The sequence below is a fragment of the Flavobacterium sp. WC2430 genome, from assembly GCF_040822075.1.
GTDB lineage: Bacteria > Bacteroidota > Bacteroidia > Flavobacteriales > Flavobacteriaceae > Flavobacterium.
Window position 1 is genome coordinate 256,592 of sequence record NZ_CP162007.1, and the last position, 21,389, is coordinate 277,980.

15 protein-coding genes are annotated in these 21,389 nt (G+C 33.7%); 7 read left to right on the forward strand and 8 right to left on the reverse strand.

All coding sequences use genetic code 11. The features are described from left to right. Window positions 1-82: 82 nt before the first annotated feature. The 4 genes from AB3G36_RS01225 (at window position 83) to AB3G36_RS01240 (ending at window position 6,446) form a co-directional block, all read left to right on the forward strand. Complete coding sequence (locus AB3G36_RS01225; RefSeq protein ID WP_367755203.1) at window positions 83-526, forward strand: DUF1573 domain-containing protein; 444 nt, start codon at window positions 83-85, stop codon at window positions 524-526. A gap of 70 nt (window positions 527-596) precedes the next feature. After that, on the forward strand, window positions 597-1,136 hold the full coding sequence (locus tag AB3G36_RS01230) for an RNA methyltransferase (RefSeq protein WP_367755205.1): 540 nt from the start codon (window positions 597-599) through the stop codon (window positions 1,134-1,136). Window positions 1,137-1,201: 65 nt separating this feature from the next. Then, window positions 1,202-4,063, forward strand: coding sequence for a T9SS type B sorting domain-containing protein (locus AB3G36_RS01235; RefSeq protein ID WP_367755207.1), 2,862 nt, complete (start codon window positions 1,202-1,204; stop codon window positions 4,061-4,063). Window positions 4,064-4,145: 82 nt separating this feature from the next. Further along, window positions 4,146-6,446 (forward strand): T9SS type B sorting domain-containing protein, encoded by a 2,301-nt coding sequence (locus AB3G36_RS01240; protein WP_367755209.1) that lies wholly within the window; start codon window positions 4,146-4,148, stop codon window positions 6,444-6,446. A 1-nt stretch (window position 6,447) separates the two neighbouring features. Here AB3G36_RS01240 and folK read toward each other — a convergent pair whose 3' ends face one another. Continuing rightward, window positions 6,448-7,584 carry a 2-amino-4-hydroxy-6-hydroxymethyldihydropteridine diphosphokinase gene (folK, locus tag AB3G36_RS01245; protein WP_367755211.1) on the reverse strand — a complete coding sequence of 379 codons (1,137 nt, stop codon included), beginning with the start codon at window positions 7,582-7,584 and terminating at the stop codon, window positions 6,448-6,450. A gap of 137 nt (window positions 7,585-7,721) precedes the next feature. Here folK and sppA point away from each other — a divergent pair, with 137 nt between their 5' ends. Then, window positions 7,722-9,482, forward strand: coding sequence for a signal peptide peptidase SppA (gene sppA, locus AB3G36_RS01250; RefSeq protein ID WP_367755213.1), 1,761 nt, complete (start codon window positions 7,722-7,724; stop codon window positions 9,480-9,482). A gap of 206 nt (window positions 9,483-9,688) precedes the next feature. Continuing rightward, window positions 9,689-12,310 (forward strand): AsmA-like C-terminal region-containing protein, encoded by a 2,622-nt coding sequence (locus AB3G36_RS01255; RefSeq protein ID WP_367755215.1) that lies wholly within the window; start codon window positions 9,689-9,691, stop codon window positions 12,308-12,310. A gap of 84 nt (window positions 12,311-12,394) precedes the next feature. Here AB3G36_RS01255 and AB3G36_RS01260 read toward each other — a convergent pair whose 3' ends face one another. After that, the gene (locus AB3G36_RS01260) at window positions 12,395-13,189 is read right to left on the reverse strand and encodes a DUF2797 domain-containing protein (RefSeq protein WP_367755217.1); all 795 of its coding nucleotides are present in this window, start codon (window positions 13,187-13,189) and stop codon (window positions 12,395-12,397) included. Window positions 13,190-13,285: 96 nt separating this feature from the next. On the opposite strand from AB3G36_RS01260, the gene AB3G36_RS01265 reads away from it, so the two are divergent. Beyond that, window positions 13,286-14,812: a GH3 auxin-responsive promoter family protein gene (locus tag AB3G36_RS01265; protein ID WP_367755219.1), complete on the forward strand. Its 1,527-nt coding sequence runs from the start codon at window positions 13,286-13,288 to the stop codon at window positions 14,810-14,812. Between the two features lie 154 nt (window positions 14,813-14,966). Here AB3G36_RS01265 and AB3G36_RS01270 read toward each other — a convergent pair whose 3' ends face one another. The 6 genes from AB3G36_RS01270 to AB3G36_RS01295 all read right to left on the reverse strand — a co-directional run bounded on the left by AB3G36_RS01270 (window position 14,967) and on the right by AB3G36_RS01295 (window position 21,138). Next, window positions 14,967-15,401 carry a VOC family protein gene (locus AB3G36_RS01270; protein ID WP_367755221.1) on the reverse strand — a complete coding sequence of 145 codons (435 nt, stop codon included), beginning with the start codon at window positions 15,399-15,401 and terminating at the stop codon, window positions 14,967-14,969. 29 nt (window positions 15,402-15,430) lie between these two features. After that, on the reverse strand, window positions 15,431-15,841 hold the full coding sequence (locus AB3G36_RS01275; protein WP_367755223.1) for a VOC family protein: 411 nt from the start codon (window positions 15,839-15,841) through the stop codon (window positions 15,431-15,433). Between the two features lie 202 nt (window positions 15,842-16,043). Next, the gene (gene serB, locus AB3G36_RS01280; protein WP_367755225.1) at window positions 16,044-17,276 is read right to left on the reverse strand and encodes a phosphoserine phosphatase SerB; all 1,233 of its coding nucleotides are present in this window, start codon (window positions 17,274-17,276) and stop codon (window positions 16,044-16,046) included. Between the two features lie 161 nt (window positions 17,277-17,437). Then, window positions 17,438-18,670 carry an ATP-dependent Clp protease ATP-binding subunit ClpX gene (gene clpX / locus AB3G36_RS01285; RefSeq protein ID WP_367755227.1) on the reverse strand — a complete coding sequence of 411 codons (1,233 nt, stop codon included), beginning with the start codon at window positions 18,668-18,670 and terminating at the stop codon, window positions 17,438-17,440. A gap of 87 nt (window positions 18,671-18,757) precedes the next feature. Continuing rightward, window positions 18,758-19,432 (reverse strand): ATP-dependent Clp endopeptidase proteolytic subunit ClpP, encoded by a 675-nt coding sequence (gene clpP / locus AB3G36_RS01290; protein ID WP_367755229.1) that lies wholly within the window; start codon window positions 19,430-19,432, stop codon window positions 18,758-18,760. 380 nt (window positions 19,433-19,812) lie between these two features. Continuing rightward, complete coding sequence (locus AB3G36_RS01295; RefSeq protein WP_367755231.1) at window positions 19,813-21,138, reverse strand: trigger factor; 1,326 nt, start codon at window positions 21,136-21,138, stop codon at window positions 19,813-19,815. Between the last annotated feature and the right edge of the window lie 251 nt (window positions 21,139-21,389).

A 21,389-nucleotide genomic window follows, 5' to 3' on the forward strand; every position in this document is an offset into this window, starting at 1 on the left:
AATTAAATACTTTTAAGGAAATTTTAAGTCATTGGCATGATTTTTTCTTTAGATTTGTTAAATCAATTTTAAACTTAAAAAAATGAAAAAAATAATTTTACTAGCTATGCTGACTGTTTTAGGAGTAACTTCTTCTCAAGCACAAGAAACTACAAAAAAAATAAAAGCTACTGCAGCTAAAGTTGCAAAGGTAGATGGCGCAGGAATGGTGTTTGTTTCTGAAACTATTGATTACGGAACAATTGCTCATAATGCAGATGGAAAACGTGAGTTTGTATTTACTAATAATGGTAACAAACCATTAATTATTACAAATACTCAAGGTTCATGTGGATGTACAGTACCTTCTACTCCAAAAGAACCAATTGCTCCAGGAGCAAAAGGGGTTATTGGTGTAAAATACGCTACAGACAGAGTTGGTGCTTTTACAAAAACGGTAACAGTAACTTCAAATGCTGAAGGACAAGCTACAAAAATCCTTACTATAAAAGGTGTAGTATTAGCAGATGATGCTTCAAAAAGCTAAATTTTAAAAACATTAAAAAAAAGCTTCCCTTAACAGTGGAAGCTTTTTTTATTAGATCAAATCTTAAAAAATGAGAAAGCTAGAAAATAGTGAGTTGGAACGAAAATCAATTGAAGCTTTTAAAAAATCTGACAAAACTCCATTGATTTTAGTTTTGGATGACGTTCGCAGTTTACACAATATAGGTTCCGTATTTAGAACAGCTGACGCTTTTTTAATAGAAAAAATATATTTGTGTGGCATAACTGCTACACCACCAAATAAAGAAATCCACAAAACAGCGTTAGGCGCAACTGATACAGTGACTTGGGAACATAATGATAATGTATTAGATGTAATTCAAAATTTAAAGAATCAAAAAGTGACAACTCTTGCCATTGAGCAAGTAGAAAGCGCCATTTTTCTTCAAGATTTCAAATTGGAAAAAGGCGAAAAATATGCTTTAGTTTTCGGGAACGAGGTACATGGTGTCTCACAAGAAGCTGTTGCAATTTGTGATGGTTGCATTGAAATTCCTCAATTAGGAACAAAGCATTCCTTAAATATTTCTGTTAGTGCTGGAATTGTTGTTTGGGATTTATTTCAAAAAATGAATTGGCCTGCTAATTAAGAAAATAAATAATTGGTACATTATCCTATAGTTTAATTGATTTATTATTATTTTGTCACTTATTTATGAAAAAACTATTCTTCCTTCTTGTTTTGTTTGCAAATATTACTGCACAAGCCCAATACACATCAATTCCTGATGCGAATTTTGAGCAAGCTTTAATAAATTTAGGCATTGATAATGGAACAATTGACGGAAGAGTTCTTACAACAAATATTAGTGGAGTTACTAGCCTAAATCTTCAATTTGCAAACATATTTGATCTGACTGGAATAGAGGATTTTACTAGTTTGACATATTTAGCAACCAGTATAGGAAATCAATTTAACAATTTAGATATTTCAAAAAATATTAATTTACAAGTTTTGATTTGCGATCAAAACAATTTAAAAACCCTTGATGTTTCAAAGAATATTAATTTAACATTTTTAAGTTGCGAACAAAATCAATTAACAGATTTGGACGTTTCTAAAAATACAAAACTTGCGCGGTTATATTGCAAGAACAACAAACTCATTACACTGAACTTAAAGAACGGAAATGATTTAGCCCTAGACTCAACTCTAAACCCCGATTTATCTTGCATCTTAGTTGATAATGTAGCATATTACAATGCCAGTTACACTGTTTTTAAAGATTTAACTTCTGGTTTTTCAGCAACTTGTCAAACAAATATTGCTCCTATAATTACAGCGAGCGGAAATCAAATTTATTGCCCGCAAACCTCATTAAAAATTGTCACCGATGTTACAATCACAGATCCTGACGATTTCAGCACAGATGCTATTTATATCCAAATATCTTCTGGATATGTCAACGGACAAGACCAATTGTCATTAGCAAATCCTTTGTCACATCCAACAATTAATGCCATTTGGAATTTAAATGAAGGCAAACTAAAATTATCAAGCCCTATTAGCGGAACACCCGTAACATATGCAGACTTTATTGCAGCCATTAAAGATGTTGAATTCTCAAATTCTACAACCTCCCCTTCTGGAACTAGAGATTTCTCAATTAGTATTGGTCAAGCCAATTATCTCCCTAGAAATGGTCATTATTACGAATTTGTTCCTTTTTTAGGAATAAGTTGGACTAATGCAAAACTAGCTGCTGAAGGAAGTAATTACTATGGTTTACAAGGCTATCTAGCAACTATCACGGCAGCAGATGAAGCAAAAATATCTGGAGAACAAGCAGCAGGTGCTGGTTGGATTGGTGGAAGCGATGCAGAAACAGAAGGTGTTTGGAAATGGGTAACAGGCCCTGCTGTAGATCGTGTTGTATTTTGGAATGGCGCATCTAACGGCTCCACTCCTAACTTTGCATTTTGGAACACAAACGAACCCAATAACACCAACAACAATGAACATTACGCACACATTACAGCTCCCGGAGTAGGAATTAAAGGCTCCTGGAATGACCTAAGAGAATCTGGAGACCCAAGTGGGAACTACCAACCTAAGGGCTATATTGTGGAATATGGAGGCATGCCAGGAGACCCAATTCTTCAAATTTCTGCAAGTGCTAGTATAACAATTTCTAAAATAACAGGAACAATCCCTGCAACGAATTGTGGCCCTGGTACTTTGACGCTTCATGCAACAGCTTCAGTTGGAACTATCGATTGGTACGATTCTCCAACTTCAACCACTATATTACAAACAGGTAATAATTTTGACACCCCTTTATTAAATGCAACTACCACCTATTATGTGGATGCAGGATGCATTTCAACTAGAACTCCTGTTATTGCAACTATCAAAACAATACCAACAATTACATCAACGACTCCATCAATAGTTTGTGAATCTGGACCTGCAACTTTAGGAGCAGTAGCTTCGGCAGGAACGATCAATTGGTATGCCACATCCACTGGTGGAACTTCCTTGCGCACTGGGAGCTCATTTACAACCCCAAATATTAACGCAACAACAACTTATTATGTCGATGCGATTTCAGACGGATGCATAAGTCCTACAAGAACTGCTGTTACTGCAACAGTCAACGCTGCTCCTACAGTAATTGTTACAACCGCAGCATCACGATGTGACTCCGGAACTGTAATACTAGAAGCATTTGCATCAGTAGGCAATATTAATTGGTACAAAGAGTCGATTGGTGGTTCTATATTATTTACAGGAAATTCATTTTTGACTCCTAATATAGATACTACAACTACCTATTACGCTGAAGCGTTTTCTGATGGATGTCCAAGCTCCCGAATCCCAGTTACAGCAATTGTATATCCTATTTCTACTATGAACCAAGACGTTGTCTTGTGTCGAGGTGAAACGAAAATACTAGACGCATCCATTCCAAATATGACTTATTTATGGTGGCCAGGAGGAGAAACCACACAGACAATTGAAATTTCAACTATTGGTGACTACAGCGTATCCATAAGTTCCCCAACTGTTATTTCTTGTGAATCGAAAAAGAACATTAGCGTAATAGAGCATCCAGAACCTATTATTAGTTCGATTGAGGTTAATGAAAATTCAGTTACCATAGAGCTTGCAAATCCAGAAAGCTATTTTGAATATTCAATTAATGGCTTAGATTTTCAAGTTTCAAATCAATTTTATTTTATTTCCAGTGGTCAACATACCGCTTTTGTTAGAGAAAACAATGATTGCAACTTAGTGGCACAAGATTTTACAATTTTTACAATTCAAAAATATTTCACACCAAATAATGACGGTTTTAATGATGTATGGAAAATAAAAGAAATGAGCGATTATCCCAATTCAAGTGCTCAGATTTTTGATCGATATGGAAAATTAATAATAGATTTAACCTCAGTTAAATATAGCTGGGATGGCAGTTACAGCACCAACCTTTTACCTGCAGATGACTATTGGTATGTATTAAAACTAGACGACACACAACCCGAAATTAGAGGTCATTTTTCGCTAAAAAGATAAATTATTATTTTTTAAACACCTTTAAACAAACACAATAGAGCTACTCATTTACTTTTACAAAAAAATAGAATACTTTTATAAAATGAAAAGCAATCTGTTTTTTAGGTATATTATTCTATTGTTGTTTTTGAATTCAAAAATGACGTATGCTAATCATGCATTTTATGATTTAAAAAAAGATACACTTTCATCTAAAGAAGGAAAATTAAATTATACCATTTCAAAAAAACAATTTCCACATACAATAAATGCGGGATTACCCATTTTAAAAGCAACTGGAAATCAAATATACTGTCCGCAGACCAGCTTAAATATTGTAACGGACTTTACTATAAATGATTCCGAAAAGACAAGCACAGAAGCTATTTATATCCAAATTTCAATTGGCTACAACGATACACAAGATTTATTATCACTTACGGGATCACATCCTGCTATTATAGCAAACTGGGATATAAATACTGGAAGACTTACCCTTACAAGTTCAAATCCAGGTTCACTTGTCTCCTATACTGAATTCATTAATGCGGTAAAAGATGTTGTATATACAAATTCCTCCTTGAAGCCAACTGGAAACCGATCCTTTTCAATAAGTGTCGATAGAGTTAGTTTTTTACCATCAAACAACCATTTTTATGAATTTGTTCCAAGTTCAGGTCCCGCACCAAAATTTGGATTGGATTGGGGAGTTGCAAATGACTTAGCAAATGCCAAAAAATACTATGGATTACAAGGCTATTTAGTAACTATTTTATCTGCCGAAGAAAATCAATTAGCAGCAACACAACAATCAGGAACAGGATGGATAGGAGGGTCCGACATAGTTGAAGAAGGCATTTGGAGATGGATGAGTGGTCCCGAAAAAGGCATACAATTTTTTTACAATCTTGAAAGCACAATGACACCTGGAGTTTACAGATCAAACCCTCGCGGCATCGGATCAACACTCACTTATGTGAATTGGAATAGAAGTAGTCGCAATTGGTATGCTGGGATTCCTTATTACGAACCAGACAATCTATACAATATCGATAACGAAGACGAAGATTATGCAATTATTGTTGAAAATGATGGTCTTGGCACCAAGGGATCATGGAATGATATAAATTACTATGGAGAATCATACAAAGGATCCCAACAAGCCAATGGATATATTGTTGAATACGGAGGGATGCCAGGTGACCCAGAGATTTACATCGCTACAAGTACTTCTCTTATTATACCCCAAATCACTGAAACCTCAACTGATTCAAGATGTGGCACTGGTACGTTAACATTGGGGGCAACCTCCAATTTAGGGACTATTAATTGGTATGAAACCGAAAATGGCGGAACAGCAATTGCTACAGGAACTAGTTTCACCACACCCGAAATTACAAAAACCACAACCTATTATGTGGAAACAAAATATCCCTTATGTACAAAATCAGCAACTAGAACCCCTATTATCGCTACTATATTAAACATTCCAGTTATAACTACTCCGAATTCCAAATTCTCTTTATGTGGTGAAGGTGACATCACCCTCACTGCATCAGTAAGTGAAGGTACTATTTATTGGTACAGTGAACCAACAGGAAGTTCGTTGATTGGGATTGGAAATAGTTTGACTCGGTTTTTAAGTACAAATACCACATTTTATATTGAAGCCGTAAATAAAAACTGTACCACTGGAGCAAGGCTGCCAGTAGAAGTAGTGGTTTATGACTTGCCAAAATTTCAAGATCAAAACATAGTAAAATGCAAAGATGAAAAAATAACAATTGCTGGCTCTCTATACGGAGTTAAATATTTATGGTCGACAAATGAAACTACACCTACTATTGAGATAAATACATCTGGCACTTATACTGTAGCTGTTACAAGACCAGCACCAGAAAGCTGTATTCTGACCGAAACAATTACCGTTATAGAAAATCCTGCGCCAAAAATAAAAGAGGTGCTTATTGAGGAAAACACTATTTCGATTCAACTTGAAACTCCTGCTGACTATTTTGAATTTTCGATTGACGGAATTAATTTTCAAAGATCCAATGTTTTTCCTAAATACACTAGCGGATTGCAAACAGCAACAGTTAGAGATACAAAAAATTGCAGTTTTGATAGTCAAACATTCATTACTATTATTATGCCTAAATTTTTCACACCTAACAATGACACTTTTAATGATTTTTGGGAAGTTAAAGGTTTAGAAAATTACCCCGAAGCCACCGTAACCTTATTTGATCGTTATGGAAAACTAATTGCCATTTTAGATCCGTCAAACCCAACATGGGAAGGCACTTTTAATGGAGCTGATTTACCTGCATCCGATTATTGGTATGTATTAAAACTAGATTCTGAAAGCCCCGAAATCAGAGGTCATTTTTCGTTAAAAAGATAAATTACGAAGCAATTTTCTTTCTTATTTCTTCTAAAATATAAAGGTAATCTTCTTGATTTTTCACAAAATCCTTGTCCGAAACATCAATAATCAAAACATTCAAATCCGTTTGTGATTTAATGTAATCCAGATAACCGCTATTAATTTTGTCCAAATAATCAGCGGGGATTTTCTGCTCGTAACTTCTTCCTCTTTTCTTTATGTTTTGCAAAAGACGTTCTGAATTTTGATACAAATAAACATAAAGGTCAGGCTTGGGCATTTCTCTATAAATAATATCAAACAAATTGCGATACAAGCGATACTCATCTTCTGCAAGGGTAATTTTCGCAAAAATTAAAGATTTAAAAATATGATAATCAGCCACCAGAAAGTCTTTAAAAAGATCAAACTGCGCTAAATCATCAGATAATTGCTGGTATCTATCCGCAAGAAATGACATTTCGAGAGGAAAGGCATATCTGTTTTGGTCTTTATAAAATTTGGGTAAAAATGGATTATCAGCAAAACGTTCTAGAACAGTTTTGGCATTAAAATCTTCGGCTATTTTTGTTGCCAAAGTCGTTTTACCCGCTCCAATGTTACCTTCGAAAGCTACATAATTAAATTGTTCAAAAGAAATATTTTGCAATGGACTTTCTAAATTATGAACCACAACGCAATTACTGTCATCCGGACAATCTTGTAATAATACTGAAATCGATTTTTTCAAAATAGGATGTTCCCAATTCAAATCTAAATCCTGAATGGGCAACAATACAAATTTTCTATTTTGCATTAAAGGATGCGGAATTTGAAGCTTTTCAGAATCAATAATAATATCATCAAAAGCTATCAAATCAACATCAATAATTCGAGATTGATATCCTTTTTCATCAGTACGAATCCGACCTAGTTTTTTTTCGATTTTTAATGCTAGATTAAGCACTTTATTGGCCGAATTAAAAGTATGTAATACCAATGCACAATTATAAAAAGCATCACTTTCAAAACCCCATGATGGTGTTTCATATACTTTGGAAACTTTAATAATGGTACCTATTTCTTGGTGAATTAATTCCAGACACTGTTTAATGTTTTCATGGCGATTGCCTTGATTACTACCTAGAGATAAAACGACCTGATGTTGTGATTTCATATTAAGCACAAATTAACTAAAACAATTTTAGAATAGAACTATATTTGCACAAAGTGTTAGTAACTAAATTTAGAGGTTATACATATCTTATCTGTAACATTTAGATGCTTTTTGCGACATATTAAAAAAATAAGATTATGAAGTTTTTAGGAAATGTATTAGCAACTATTGTTGGTTTGTTTGTCTTTTTTATGTTGTTTTTCTTCGGGATAGTGCTTGTTGCAGCTGTTTTTGGAGGAGAATCGGAAGCGGTAGCAATAAAAAGCAACTCGGTAATTGAATTAAACTTAGAAGATATAGAATATGATTATGCCGGAAAATATGAAGATCCTTGGATCAACATTTTTTCAGACAAAAAAAGCGTTGGTTTATCTGATGTTATTAATGCGATTGAAGTCGCTAAAAATGATAGCGACATAAAAGGGATTTCTATTTTAAATAACAAATCTTCACTGGGAATGGCTCAGAGTAAAGAATTAAGAGATGAGTTAGAAAGCTTTAAAAAATCAGGGAAATTTGTTATGGCTTATGCCAATTCCTATACGCAAAAAGAATATTACTTAAACTCCGTTGCTAAAACGATTTACTTAAATCCAGTAGGTGACATGGATTTCAAAGGATTATCGGCAGAACTGATGTTTTTCAAAGATTTTCAAGAAAAAACAGGGGTAAAAATGGAAGTAATACGCCATGGAAAATACAAAAGTGCAGTAGAACCTTTCCTTGAAAACAAAATGAGTGATGCCAATAGAGAGCAAACTACGGCATTGTTAAATTCAATTTGGGGTTCTGTAGTTTCTGAAATTGCTTCCAGCCGAAAAGTCTCCGTAGAAAAATTAAATGAAATTGCTAATGGTCTTCTTGCTAGAACTCCAGAAATGGCTAAAGCGCAAAAATTAATAGATGTGATTGCTTACGAAGATGTGTATCATGATGCGATTAGAAAAGCATTAAAAGTGGACAAAGACGAAGATTACAACAAAGTGAACGTTTTTGACTATGCTAAAAAAATAAAAACAACTTCCATTGTTACTGATACACAAAATAAAATTGCCATCATATATGCTCAAGGCGAAATTCAAAGTGGAGAAGGTGATGTGAATACTATTGGTGAAGGATCTATGCGTCGTTCTCTACAAGAAGCCCGAAAAAATAAAGATGTAAAAGCAATAGTACTTCGTATTGATAGTCCAGGTGGAAATGCATTAACTTCTGACTTAATTTGGAGAGAAGTCGAATTGACTAAAAAAGTAAAACCAGTGGTTGTTTCTATGGGAAATTATGCTGCTTCAGGTGGGTATTATATTGCATGTAATGCGAACACTATTTTTGCCGAAAACAACACTATTACAGGATCTATAGGTGTTTTTGGAATATTACCTAATTTCAGTCAACTGACGAAAAAAATAGGTATTAATGTGGAACAAGTACGAACTCATGAAAATGCGTCCCGTTATAGTCCATTTGTCCCATTAGACGAAAAATTTAAAGCGGTTACTCTTGAAGGTGTAGAACATATCTACAATACATTTGTTACTCATGTAGCCGAAGGACGTAAAATGACTTTCGAACAAGTAGACGCTATTGCGCAAGGAAGAGTTTGGGCTGGATCAGAAGCCTTAAAAATTGGACTTGTAGATAAAATTGGTAGTTTGAATGATGCTATCAAAGAAGCAGCGAAGTTAAGTAAAACACAAAAATACGGTACTCAAAACTATCCTGAGTACAAGAAAGATTTTAATGATCTATTATCTAGTCTACCGTTTGCACAATCAAAAGTAAACTTCATAAAAGAGGAAATAGGCGAAGAAAATTATATGCTAATGGAACAAGTAAAAAGATTTCAAGAACAAAAAGGAGTGCAAGCCATGATGCCATTTGAAATTAATATAAAATAATAATATACATTTATCTTAATCCGTCTCGTTTAACTACCAGACGGATTTTTTTTATATTTATAGGACTTAAAACCAAACTACTGCTAACAAAAAAGATATAACTTATTATGAAAATATTATAAATTATCTTAGCCCTAATACGCTATTTTTGTAAATAAATTACGGCAACATTTTTGTACTACAAATAAAAATAAACAGCAAACCTTATGTTAAAGAAAATATTAAAAATCGTTGGAATCATAATGCTTTTAATAGTGGCATCTCTTTTTGCTATTCCTTATTTCTTTAAGGATCAAATAAAGGCTAAAATTACTGATGCTATAAATGAAAAAGTAGATGCCAAAGTTTCCTTTGCGGATGCTGATTTGAGTTTGTTTAAAAACTTCCCGAATGCAAATGTTACATTAAATAAGCTGGTTATTATCAACAAAGTTCCGTTTGAAGGAGATACTTTAATCTCATTGGGAGAGTTGAATTTAAAAATGTCAATCAAAGAGCTTTTTAAAGGCAAGAATGAAGCGATGGAAATTCAAGGAATTACATCCAAAAATGGTTTGATAAATATTCTATTTAATAAAGATGGTATAGGCAACTACGATATTGCTATAAAAGACAATTCTAAAACTGATTCGAAAAGTAGTCCCTTAGCTTTAAATATTCAAAATTATAAAATTGAAAATTTCAAGTTCAAATACTTTGATGAATCGTCCAAAATTAAAATGGTTATCGATAGTTTAAACCATGAAGGAACAGGTGATTTTGCAGCTCAAAAATTAGACTTAGTAACAAAGTCTACAGCTAAGGTATCTCTTGATATGGACAAAGTCAATTACATGAATAAAGTTCCTTTGACATTGGACGCTGTTCTAGGAATTGATCTAGATAAAAGCAAATATACTTTTAAGGAAAATAAAGCTTTAATCAATCAATTACCATTAGAGTTTGATGGATTTATTCAACTTGTAGATGCTGGACAGGAATATGATTTAAAATTCAAAACCCCAACTTCATCATTCAAAAATTTCTTAGGAATAATACCTGCTGCTTATGCTGCCAGTTTAGACAATGTAAAAACAACTGGTGATTTTACCGTGACTGGTTTTGCCAAAGGATTATATTCAGACACAACAGTGCCTAAATTCAATGTTGAAATCGCATCAAATAATGCTTCCTTTAAATATCCAGACTTACCAAAATCAGTACAAAATATTGTAATTGACACTAAAATCATCAATGAAACAGGGGTTTTAAACGATACTTACATCAATTTAGAAAAGCTATCATTCAAAATAGATCAAGATGTTTTTAATGCTAAAGCTAATATTAAAAACGTAACACAAAATGCAATTGTGGATGCCGCACTAAAAGGGACAATCAATTTGTCCAATTTATCGCAAGCCTATCCAATTAAATTAGATAAACCATTATCAGGAATTCTAAAAGCGGATGTGACGACAAAATTTGACATGCAATCTGTTGAAAAAAGCGAATATCAAAACATCAATAATGCTGGTACAATGAGTTTGTCTGGTTTTAAATATGTAGATGAAAACGGCAAATCAATGAACATCAGTAATGCATTAGTGCAATTCAATCCTAGTCAAGTAAATTTAAAACAATTTAATGCAACAACTGGAAAAAGTGATATAGCTATAACGGGAGTTTTAGAAAATTTCTACGGTTTTATATTTAAAAACCAAGAATTGAAAGGGAATTTTAATTTGAATTCAAATCAATTGGCCGTAAGTGATTTTATGACACCCGAAACAAATTCAGGAGCTGAAGCTAAAAAAGCAGAAGCCATGAAAATCCCAGCTTTCTTGAACTGTTCGCTTACTGCAAAAGCAAATACCGTTTTATATGATAATTTAACATTGAAAGAGGTATCTGGAAAATTGATCGTAAAAGACGAAAAAATGACCATGGAAAATGTTAAAACGTCAATTTTTGGTGGAACAATTGGGTTGAATGGTGCCGTTTCCACAAAAGGAAAAACACCAACTTTTGAAATGAACTTAGGTTTAAATCAAGTGGATATTGCACAATCTTTTACCCAACTGGACATGTTAAAAAAGATTGCTCCAATAGCCGGTATCATTAATGGAAAATTAAACTCCACCATTAAATTAAATGGAAATCTTACAGATTCTATGAGCCCTGATTTAAAAACATTGACTGGAGATTTATTAGGACAATTGTTATCAACTACGTTAAATTCAACCAACTCTACTTTGCTAACAGCATTGGGATCTAATTTGAAATTCATTGATGTTAGTAAAATTAATTTGAATGATTTAAAAGCAGCCATTACTTTTGAAAATGGAAAAGTGAATGTAAAACCATTTGACATCAAATACAAAGACATCAAAGCAACAATAGGCGGAACGCATGGATTTGATCAAAGCATGAATTATAATTTAAAATTTGATGTTCCCGCTAAATACTTAGGAACTGAAGCCAATGCACTTATAGCTAGATTATCTCCTGCAGATGCTGCAAAAATGGAAAGCATCCCTATTAATGCGATTTTGACTGGGAATTTCACTTCTCCAAAAATTACAACTGACATTAAAACAGCGGTTACTAATTTGACAAATCAATTAGTTCAACAACAAAAAGAGCGACTAGTAAAACAAGGAACTTCTGCTTTGACTGATTTAATCAATAAAAATAAAAAACCTGGTGATACTACAAAAACAGTTATCCCAGTTACCAAAGAAGAAATTAAAACAAAAGCTACTGAACAAGTAAAAACGAAAGCTACCGATTTACTGAATGGTTTTTTTAATAAAAAGAAAAAAGTGGTCGATACAACCAAAGTAAATTAATTAAAAATCTTATTTGAACTGTAATGAAAAAGGGGAATCTCAATGCTGGGATTCCCCTTTTTCATTTCATTATACGATTTAATTTTAAACTAAAATCTTTACTACATATCCTTCAGAACTTCGAATATTAAAAACTGTTCCATCTTCAAATAAAAGATACTGCCCTTTAATCCCTGTTAATTTCCCCTGAAAACTAGGCGTTTTATCCAGACTTAAACTTTTCACTTTTGTGGGATATTCCAACACCGGATAATGCATCTCATACAAATCATTCTTATCCATATAGAAATACTCATGAACCTCTTTTGGAATCAAATTTTCTAGTTTTAAACGTTCGGCAATTAAGTCTACATGTTCCACATTATTGGTAAGCATTTTACGCCAATTGGTTTTATCAGCATAATAATTTTTCAGCGCTACCTCCGTAATTCCAGCTAAATAGCGATTAGGTACCTCAACAATTGAAATAGCTTCATTTGCTCCTTGGTCAATCCATCTTGTAGGTACTTGTGTTTTTCTTGTCACTCCTACTTTTACTTCACTTGACAAAGCCAAATAGACTATGTGGGGTTGCAACTGTACTTTCTCTTCATAGGCCAAATCCCTATCTTCAATTCCTAAATGTGCTGTACTTAATTCGGGTTTCATAATCCAATCCCCAACCGAAGCACTGGAATAAAAACAATCATAACAACATCCTTGTCTAAATATTTTTTTCTTCTTTCCACAATTCAAACATTGATACCCTACAAAGTCAATTTCAATTTTTTTATCTAATAATTGATTGACATTTAAAAAACCGTCCTCGAAAACTAAATAATATTGAATTGGATTTCCAAATTCAGTTTGCATTTTAGTAAGTACACCTTCGTATTGCATTAAGTTTAAAGTTTAAAGTTTGATGTTTGGCAAATTTTGTTATTTTTGGTAAAGTTATCATTCATAATGCTAATTTCATAACGCCAATTTTAAAAAATGCCATTAACTATAATCAATTCGTTTGCATCTTGGGTTTTAAAACAACGAATCCATCAGATAGAACTTTTCCTGAAATACCCAAATGAGGTTCAGGAGGAATTGCTTATGAATTTAATCCATTCTTCAAAGAACACCGTTCTAGGTAAAGATTATGATTTTGCATCAATAACCTCGTACGCTACTTTTAGCGAAAGAGTTCCGGTCACTTGTTACGAAGACATCAACCCCTTAATTGAACGAACCCGCAATGGAGAACAAAATTTATTTTGGGAAACGCCCATTAAATGGTTTGCAAAATCAAGCGGAACAACCAATGCAAAAAGCAAGTTCATTCCAGTAAGTAATGAGGCATTAGAAGATTGTCATTACAAAGGAAGTAAGGATTTATTATGCCTGTATTTAAACAACAATGAGAATTCAGAATTATTTTTAGGCAAAAGCCTTCGCCTTGGCGGGAGCTCTCAGATCTATGAAAACAACAGTAGTTTTTTTGGAGATTTATCTGCTATTTTGATTGAAAATATGCCTATTTGGGCAGAATTTAGTAGTACGCCTAGCAGCAAAATTTCGCTTATGAGTGAATGGGAAACTAAAATCGCAGCAATTATAAATGAAACTAAGAAAGAAAATGTAACCAGTTTTGCTGGTGTTCCATCCTGGATGTTGGTCTTAATGAATAAAATGCTAGAGGAAACAGGCAAAGGAAATCTATTTGAAATCTGGCCTAATCTTGAAGTGTATTTTCATGGAGGTGTTAATTTTGACCCATACCGCGAACAATACCAAAAAATTCTACCTAAAAAAGATTTTAAATATTACGAAATATACAATGCTTCCGAAGGCTTTTTTGCCATTCAAGATTTGAACAATTCAAGTGATTTGTTACTGATGTTGGATTATGGAATTTTCTATGAATTTATTCCGATGGACACCTTTGGGACTCCCAATCAAAAAACCATTCGATTGGCAGATGTTGAATTGTTTAAAAATTACGCCATTGTCATTACCACTAATTCAGGTTTGTGGCGTTACTTAATAGGTGACACCGTACGTTTTACATCTTTAAATCCGTACCGAATTCGAGTGACTGGCCGAACCAAACATCATATTAATGTTTTTGGTGAAGAATTGATGGTCGAGAATACGGATCAGGCCATTGCTAAAGCCTGTTGCATTACCCATTCTGAAATAGTAGATTATACTGTTGCTCCCATATTCATGGTTGATAAAGAAAAAGGAGCTCACGAATGGATGATAGAATTTAAGAGAAAACCTACTGATATGGTTCTTTTTCAGAAAGTATTGGATGAAACTTTACAGTCTTTAAATTCAGATTACGAAGCTAAAAGACACAATAACATGACGTTAAATCCGTTAGTGATTAATATAGCTCGTGAAAATTTATTTTACGATTGGTTGAAAGACAGGCATAAATTGGGTGGGCAACATAAAATTCCTCGCTTGGCTAATCAGCGTGATTATTTAGAAGATTTAAAACAAATGCAGATTAAAGTGATCTACTAAAAATGAAAAAAGTCTTACTTTTATTAGTTAGTATTACCCTACTTGCCTCCTGCGGACCACACCGCATGCGATGTGGCGCCAGAGGAATATGCAAAGCTCCTCATCATCTAAAATCTATGGAAATTAAGAAGCATACCCTTGTTTTTAATGAGAATTAATTTTCATTTTCATCAAAATTCACCATCCAGTGAATTCCAAATTTATCCACAAACATTCCAAAATAAGCCCCCCAAAACGTTTTATTCATTGGCATAAAAGGATTCCCTCCCGCAGACAGTCCGTCAAACAATTTATCCGCTTCTTCTTTACTTTCAGCATTGATAGAAAGAGAAACATTTCCTCCAAAAACAACGGCGCCACTGGCTGAATTACTATCACTACCCATTAATACAGATCCTTTACCAATAGGCAAGGTAACATGCATTATTTTATTGGCATCTTCTTCAGAAAGTGCTGGTGTAGTATCGGAGGCTGGCATGTCTTTAAACTTTCCCAAATAAGGAAATTCACCCCCAAATACCGATTGATAAAATAAAAATGCCTCTTCGCAATTGCCATTGAAAATTAAATAAGGATTGATTGTTGCCATGATTCTATTTTTTTAAATTATTAAATTATCTACTTTTGAAGTTTTCCAAAATCCATATATAAAACATTCCAACGATGTCCATCTAAATCTGCGAAACCAAAGCCATACATCCATCCTTCATTTTCAGCAGGTTTAGAAAAAACAACACCTCCAGCATCAGTTACTTTTTTTGCCAATTCATTTACTTCTTTCTTACTTTCTGCATCTAACGAAATTAATATTTCCGAACTAGATTTAGTATCGGTAATCTTATTTTGTAAAAATTTACCAAAAACAGATTCCTCAAAAAGCATGACCACAAAATTTTTATCTCCTACTATCATACAAACCGAATGCGCTGTTTCATTTTTCTCATTAAAAGAAAAGCCTATTTTCTCAAAGAATACTTTTGATTTCTTAACATCCTTAACAGGTAAATTAAGCCAGATTTGTTTTGTCATTTTGCTAACTATTAAATTATTTTCAGCATCACTTTTCAATTGAGGTTTCTACTGCTTTATGTAAAAAAAAACGAACATTAAAATTACAACTTATTTAAAACCAAATCCTTTTTTAATGAAAATATTAACAATAAAAAAGCCTTAACTCAATTCGAGTTAAGGCCATAAATATTTTTATAATAATAATAATAATAATAATATATTACTCCATCATATCAATGTGTCGGTCATGGTAACCCAAAAGGTACAAAACGCCATCAAGACCCAAACTAGAGATTGAAGTAGAAGCACTTTCTTTTACTGTAGGTTTGGCATGAAAAGCAATTCCTAAACCTGCCAAGTTTAACATTGGCAAATCATTGGCTCCATCACCTACTGCAATGGTTTGGTTGATGTGTATTCCTTCTTTATCGGCAATGGCTTGTAGGTATTCGGCTTTTTTAGCTCCATCAACAATTTCCCCTATATATTTTCCTGTTAGTTTTCCATCAATAATCTCTAATTCATTGGCATGAACGTAATCAATTCCCAATTCCTTTTGCAAATATTTACCAAAATAGGTAAATCCACCAGATAATATAGCCGTTTTGTATCCATAATACTTCAGGGCTTTCATCAAGCGATGTGCTCCTTGCGTTATTGGTAAATTGACTGCCACATTTTGTAAAACTTCTTCACTCAAGCCTTCTAATAAAGCCATACGTTTCTTGAAGCTTTCGCTAAAATCAATTTCGCCGTTCATCGCTGATTCAGTGATGGCTCTCACCTGCTCCCCTACACCTGCAAGATCCGCTAATTCGTCAATTACTTCTGTTTGAATTAAAGTAGAATCCATATCAAAACACACCAAGCGTCTGTTTCTTCTATACATATTGTCCTCTTGAAAAGAAATATCGACATCTAAAGTTCTGGAAATTTCCATAAAACTAGCTGTCATCAACGTTTTATCTACAATATTACCCGTTACGGATAATTGTACACAAGAACGAGGAAATTCCTCCTTTTCTACAACAGAAGTTCTACCCGTTAATCTTTTGATAGCATCAATATTTAAATTTTGATCCGACATGATTTTAGTAACCGCCGCTAATTGAACAGCTGTCAATGTTTCGCCCAAAATATTGATGATATAACGTTGCTTGCGTTGCGCTTTTACCCAAATTTCGTAATCTGGGATTGTGATTGGAATAAACTTCACTTTGATTCCCAGCTCATAGGCTTTAAACAATAAATCCTTTAAAACAGGTGCTGAAGAAGAACCCGATTGTATTTCGAACAGAATTCCTAAAGAAAGTGTATCATGAATATCAGCTTGACCAATATCTAAAACAATAGCATCATAAGTTGCTAATATAGAAGTTAAACCAGCTGTTACACCAGGTTTATCCTGACCAGAAACTTTTAATAAAATAATCTCTTTATCTTCTGTTATCATTTTGTTTAATATTGATTTACGCGAACAAAAATCGGTAATCTATTGTTGATATAAAAGAATAATGTTTGTTTTTTTTTACAATAACAAATAGTGTAAAGTACCCATAAAAAAACCTGTTCAAATCAATGAACAGGTTACTATTTTTGAGAAAAACGCAATCTTTATGAAGCAATTTCCAAACGCTTCAGTAAATTTCTATTCAACGTTTCTTTAGCGTAATCTACATCAATTTCTAATATTTTGTCATCAGAACTTGGTAGTTCATACATGGCATCCGTCAATATCGCTTCACATAGAGAACGCAATCCACGAGCCCCTAATTTGTATTCTAATGCTTTATCAACAATAAAATCCAATGCTTCATCAGTAATGCTGAAATCCACCTCATCCATCAAAAATAATTTTTGATATTGTTTGATTAAAGCATTCTTTGGCTGAGTCAAAATCGCTCTTAATGTTTCTCTGTCTAATGGATCCATGTGCGTTAACACAGGTAAACGACCAATAATCTCAGGAATTAATCCAAAATCTTTGATGTCTTTTGGAATAATGTATTGTAACAAATTGTCTTTATCAATGTTATCCACATTTTTTGATGTAGAATAACCAACCGCTTGACGGTTCAATCGTTTCGAAATAATTCTTTCGATTCCATCAAAAGCACCACCAGCAATAAACAAAATATTTTGTGTATTTACCTCCACAAATTTTTGATCTGGATGTTTACGTCCTCCTTTTGGTGGTACATTAACAACCGTTCCTTCTAGTAATTTCAATAAGGCTTGTTGTACTCCTTCACCCGAAACATCACGTGTAATAGATGGATTATCACTCTTACGAGCAATTTTGTCTATTTCGTCAATAAATACAATTCCGCGTTCTGCTTTGGCTACATCATAATCCGCAGCTTGTAGTAAACGAGTCAAAATACTTTCGACATCTTCACCCACATAACCAGCTTCAGTAAGCACCGTAGCATCTACAATAGCCAAAGGAACGTCTAACATTTTAGCAATGGTTTTAGCTACTAATGTTTTTCCAGTTCCAGTTTGTCCTACCATGATGATATTACTTTTTTCAATCTCTACTTCATCATCTAATTGCTGTTGCATTAAACGTTTGTAGTGATTGTAAACCGCAACCGACATTACTTTTTTAGTTTGGTCTTGCCCAATAACGTATTGGTCTAAGAACGCTCTAATCTCTTTTGGTTTCTTTAAAATAAGATCCCCAGTTAGTTTAGAACTGCCAGATGATTTTATTTCTTCCAGTACAATTCCATGCGCTTGTTCGATACATTTATCACAGATATGCGCATCTATTCCAGCAATTAATAGTTGGGTTTCCGGTTTTTTCCTTCCACAAAATGAGCATTCTAATTTTTCTTTTGCCATCTTTTTTTGTTTAAAGTTTAAACGTTTAAAGTTTAAAGTTACCACAGCAACCTTAAACCTTAAACCTTAAACTTGTAACTATTTTTTTTAACTCCTTCTTAAAACTTCATCAATCATTCCGTATTCTTTTGCTTCATCAGCAATCATCCAGTAGTCACGTTCACTATCGTTGTGTACTTTTTCGAATGTTTGTCCTGAATGGTGCGAAATGATTTTATACAATTCGTCTTTCAGTTTCAACATTTCACGTAAGTTGATTTCCATATCAGTTGCTACACCTTGTGCTCCTCCTGATGGTTGGTGAATCATTACTCTTGAATGTGGCAATGCCGAACGCTTTCCTGCTGCTCCTGCACATAACAATACCGCTCCCATAGAAGCTGCCATTCCTGTACAAATAGTCGCTACATCTGGCTTGATGTATTGCATCGTGTCATAGATTCCTAAACCAGCATAAACACTTCCTCCTGGAGAGTTTAAGTAAATTTGGATATCTTTAGAAGCATCAGCACTTTCTAAGAATAATAATTGTGCTTGAACGATATTTGCAATTTGGTCATCAATTCCTGTTCCAAGGAAAATAATTCTGTCCATCATCAATCTCGAGAAAACGTCTAATTGAGAGATGTTCAACTGGCGTTCTTCAATGATGTATGGAGTCATATTTGTAGGATTCATTGCTGCTACGATTTTATCGTAATACATTGCATTTACTCCTTGATGCTTTGTAGCAAATTTTTTAAATTCTTTACCGTAGTTCATATTTTTTTGTTCTAAGTTTTACGTTATCTATTGTGTCTTTTATCCAAAGCAAAGGTCATACCTCTTTCTAAATGATGTCAATATGTCTCCTTTTCTAGCCCAGATCGCAGTGTAAAGCTTTTTGAAAACTGTTTTTTAGTTTTTTCATTCTTGTAAAGCGACTGAAAGAAGCTCTTACAAGAAGAATAAAAACTGAAACAGTTGAAAAAACTTGAAACGAAGAGCTGGATTAGCTCCTGAAATTGATTCAAATAAAAGAGCGTCAAAGAAAAAAATTCATTTGACGCTCAAATATAACTATTTTTTATTATTTCGTCTTTGTAATAAAATCATAATTTTTGACATTCGACTTTATGACTTTTGACTTTTTGGACTAAAATTTATTCTCCGTAAGACGCAGCAATAAATTCGTCGTAAGTAACTTCTTTCGTTGTTGGTTGTGCTTTTTCTTTGAACAATTCCAACAATTTTTCAGCAACCACTTGGTCAGAAAGTCTTTTTACTTCGTCTTGGTTAGACAAAACTCTTGCCACAATTCCTTGAACTTCTTCGTCCGTAGGATTTGTTTGTCCGAATTGTGCCATTTGTTGACGGATGTTTTTTGTAGTAAATGTTTTCAAGTCTTCAAAAGTGATTTTGATGTCTGATTGAGCCATTGCTCTACCTTCGATCAATTGAAAACGCAATCCTTTTTCAGAACGTGCATATTCAACTTCAGCTTCTTCAGGAGATAATTTTTTCTCTCCAACAGTTTGCAACCATTTTTTCAAGAATTCTGAAGGCAAATCAAATTTTGTGTTTTCGATTAAGAACTCAGTAACATCTCCTAATAATTTTTGGTCCGCTTGAGTTGCAAATTGCGCCTCAGCATCTTCTTTGATTTTTGCTTTCAACTCATCTAATGAAGCTACAGTTCCAGCACCAAACAATTTGTCAAACAATTCTTGGTTCAATTCAGCTAGTTCCGCTGCGTTGATTGCTTCAATAGTGAAGTTTACATCAACCTCTAAACCGTGAACATCATCATGACTTACTTTCATTACGTCCATCAATTGGTGGTCGTCTTCAAATAAACCTTTAGTATTTACAGTAACCACGTCACCTACTTTTTTACCAATGAATAAATCAAAAGTCGCTTTGTCTTTAAAAAGATCAGCAGCAATAGTCGTTGCGTTATTAATTCCTTTTTCTTCGTTAGAGAATGTTCCAGTAACATCAGAGTCAGCTGCAACAACCTCTTGAGGAACTGCAGTACCAAATTGTTTTTGGATACGTGCTACTTGACTATCGATTAATTTATCGTCAGCAGTAACTACATATTTCACGATATCGTTTTTGGCCTCTAAATCCAATTCGAAGTTAGGAACCAAACCAATTTCATATTCAAAAACCAATTCTTCAGCACTCCAATCAAAGTTTTCGTTTACTTTAGGAAGTGGAGTCCCAAGAAGGTTTAATCTTTCTGATTGTACAAAACGCTCTAAAGCCAAGTCAACCACTTTTTTTACTTCTTCTTCTTTTATCGCTTTACCGTATTGTTTTTCAACAAGATCTTTAGGCACAGCTCCTTTTCTAAATCCTTTAACTGTTGCCAAAGGCATTTTTTCGTTTATTCTTTTTGCTACTTGACCTTTGTAATCCATCTGAACAACTGTCATTACAATCGTTTCGTTTACAGCGTCTATTGCTACTCTTTTGATATCCATCTTCTTCTTTAATTTACATGATAAAATTCGCCTGCAAAATTATAAAATTTTTCCAAGCCAACCAAGCTTTTTTATCCCCGATACAGAAGCGTCAACACAGAATGAAATTTCTATGCGTTTTAGACTGCAATAACAAAGATTTTCCTAAGCATTTGGGCGTGACCCTTCCTAAAAAGTACGGGTCAGGCTGTTCGTTCCCGCTTTTATTGTTTTATCCCGAAGGGTAAAACTATAAAGAGCTCCACTGCCAT

What these genes read in the sequence shown, in the direction of transcription:
- AB3G36_RS01225 (WP_367755203.1), top strand. Translation starts at nt 83, where the DNA reads ATGAAAAAAATAATTTTACTAGCTATGCTGACTGTTTTAGGAGTAACT.
- AB3G36_RS01230 (WP_367755205.1), top strand. Translation starts at nt 597, where the DNA reads ATGAGAAAGCTAGAAAATAGTGAGTTGGAACGAAAATCAATTGAAGCT.
- AB3G36_RS01235 (WP_367755207.1), top strand. Translation starts at nt 1,202, where the DNA reads ATGAAAAAACTATTCTTCCTTCTTGTTTTGTTTGCAAATATTACTGCA.
- AB3G36_RS01240 (WP_367755209.1), top strand. Translation starts at nt 4,146, where the DNA reads ATGAAAAGCAATCTGTTTTTTAGGTATATTATTCTATTGTTGTTTTTG.
- folK (WP_367755211.1), bottom strand. Translation starts at nt 7,584, where the DNA reads ATGAAATCACAACATCAGGTCGTTTTATCTCTAGGTAGTAATCAAGGC.
- sppA (WP_367755213.1), top strand. Translation starts at nt 7,722, where the DNA reads ATGAAGTTTTTAGGAAATGTATTAGCAACTATTGTTGGTTTGTTTGTC.
- AB3G36_RS01255 (WP_367755215.1), top strand. Translation starts at nt 9,689, where the DNA reads ATGTTAAAGAAAATATTAAAAATCGTTGGAATCATAATGCTTTTAATA.
- AB3G36_RS01260 (WP_367755217.1), bottom strand. Translation starts at nt 13,189, where the DNA reads ATGCAATACGAAGGTGTACTTACTAAAATGCAAACTGAATTTGGAAAT.
- AB3G36_RS01265 (WP_367755219.1), top strand. Translation starts at nt 13,286, where the DNA reads ATGCCATTAACTATAATCAATTCGTTTGCATCTTGGGTTTTAAAACAA.
- AB3G36_RS01270 (WP_367755221.1), bottom strand. Translation starts at nt 15,401, where the DNA reads ATGGCAACAATCAATCCTTATTTAATTTTCAATGGCAATTGCGAAGAG.
- AB3G36_RS01275 (WP_367755223.1), bottom strand. Translation starts at nt 15,841, where the DNA reads ATGACAAAACAAATCTGGCTTAATTTACCTGTTAAGGATGTTAAGAAA.
- serB (WP_367755225.1), bottom strand. Translation starts at nt 17,276, where the DNA reads ATGATAACAGAAGATAAAGAGATTATTTTATTAAAAGTTTCTGGTCAG.
- clpX (WP_367755227.1), bottom strand. Translation starts at nt 18,670, where the DNA reads ATGGCAAAAGAAAAATTAGAATGCTCATTTTGTGGAAGGAAAAAACCG.
- clpP (WP_367755229.1), bottom strand. Translation starts at nt 19,432, where the DNA reads ATGAACTACGGTAAAGAATTTAAAAAATTTGCTACAAAGCATCAAGGA.
- AB3G36_RS01295 (WP_367755231.1), bottom strand. Translation starts at nt 21,138, where the DNA reads ATGGATATCAAAAGAGTAGCAATAGACGCTGTAAACGAAACGATTGTA.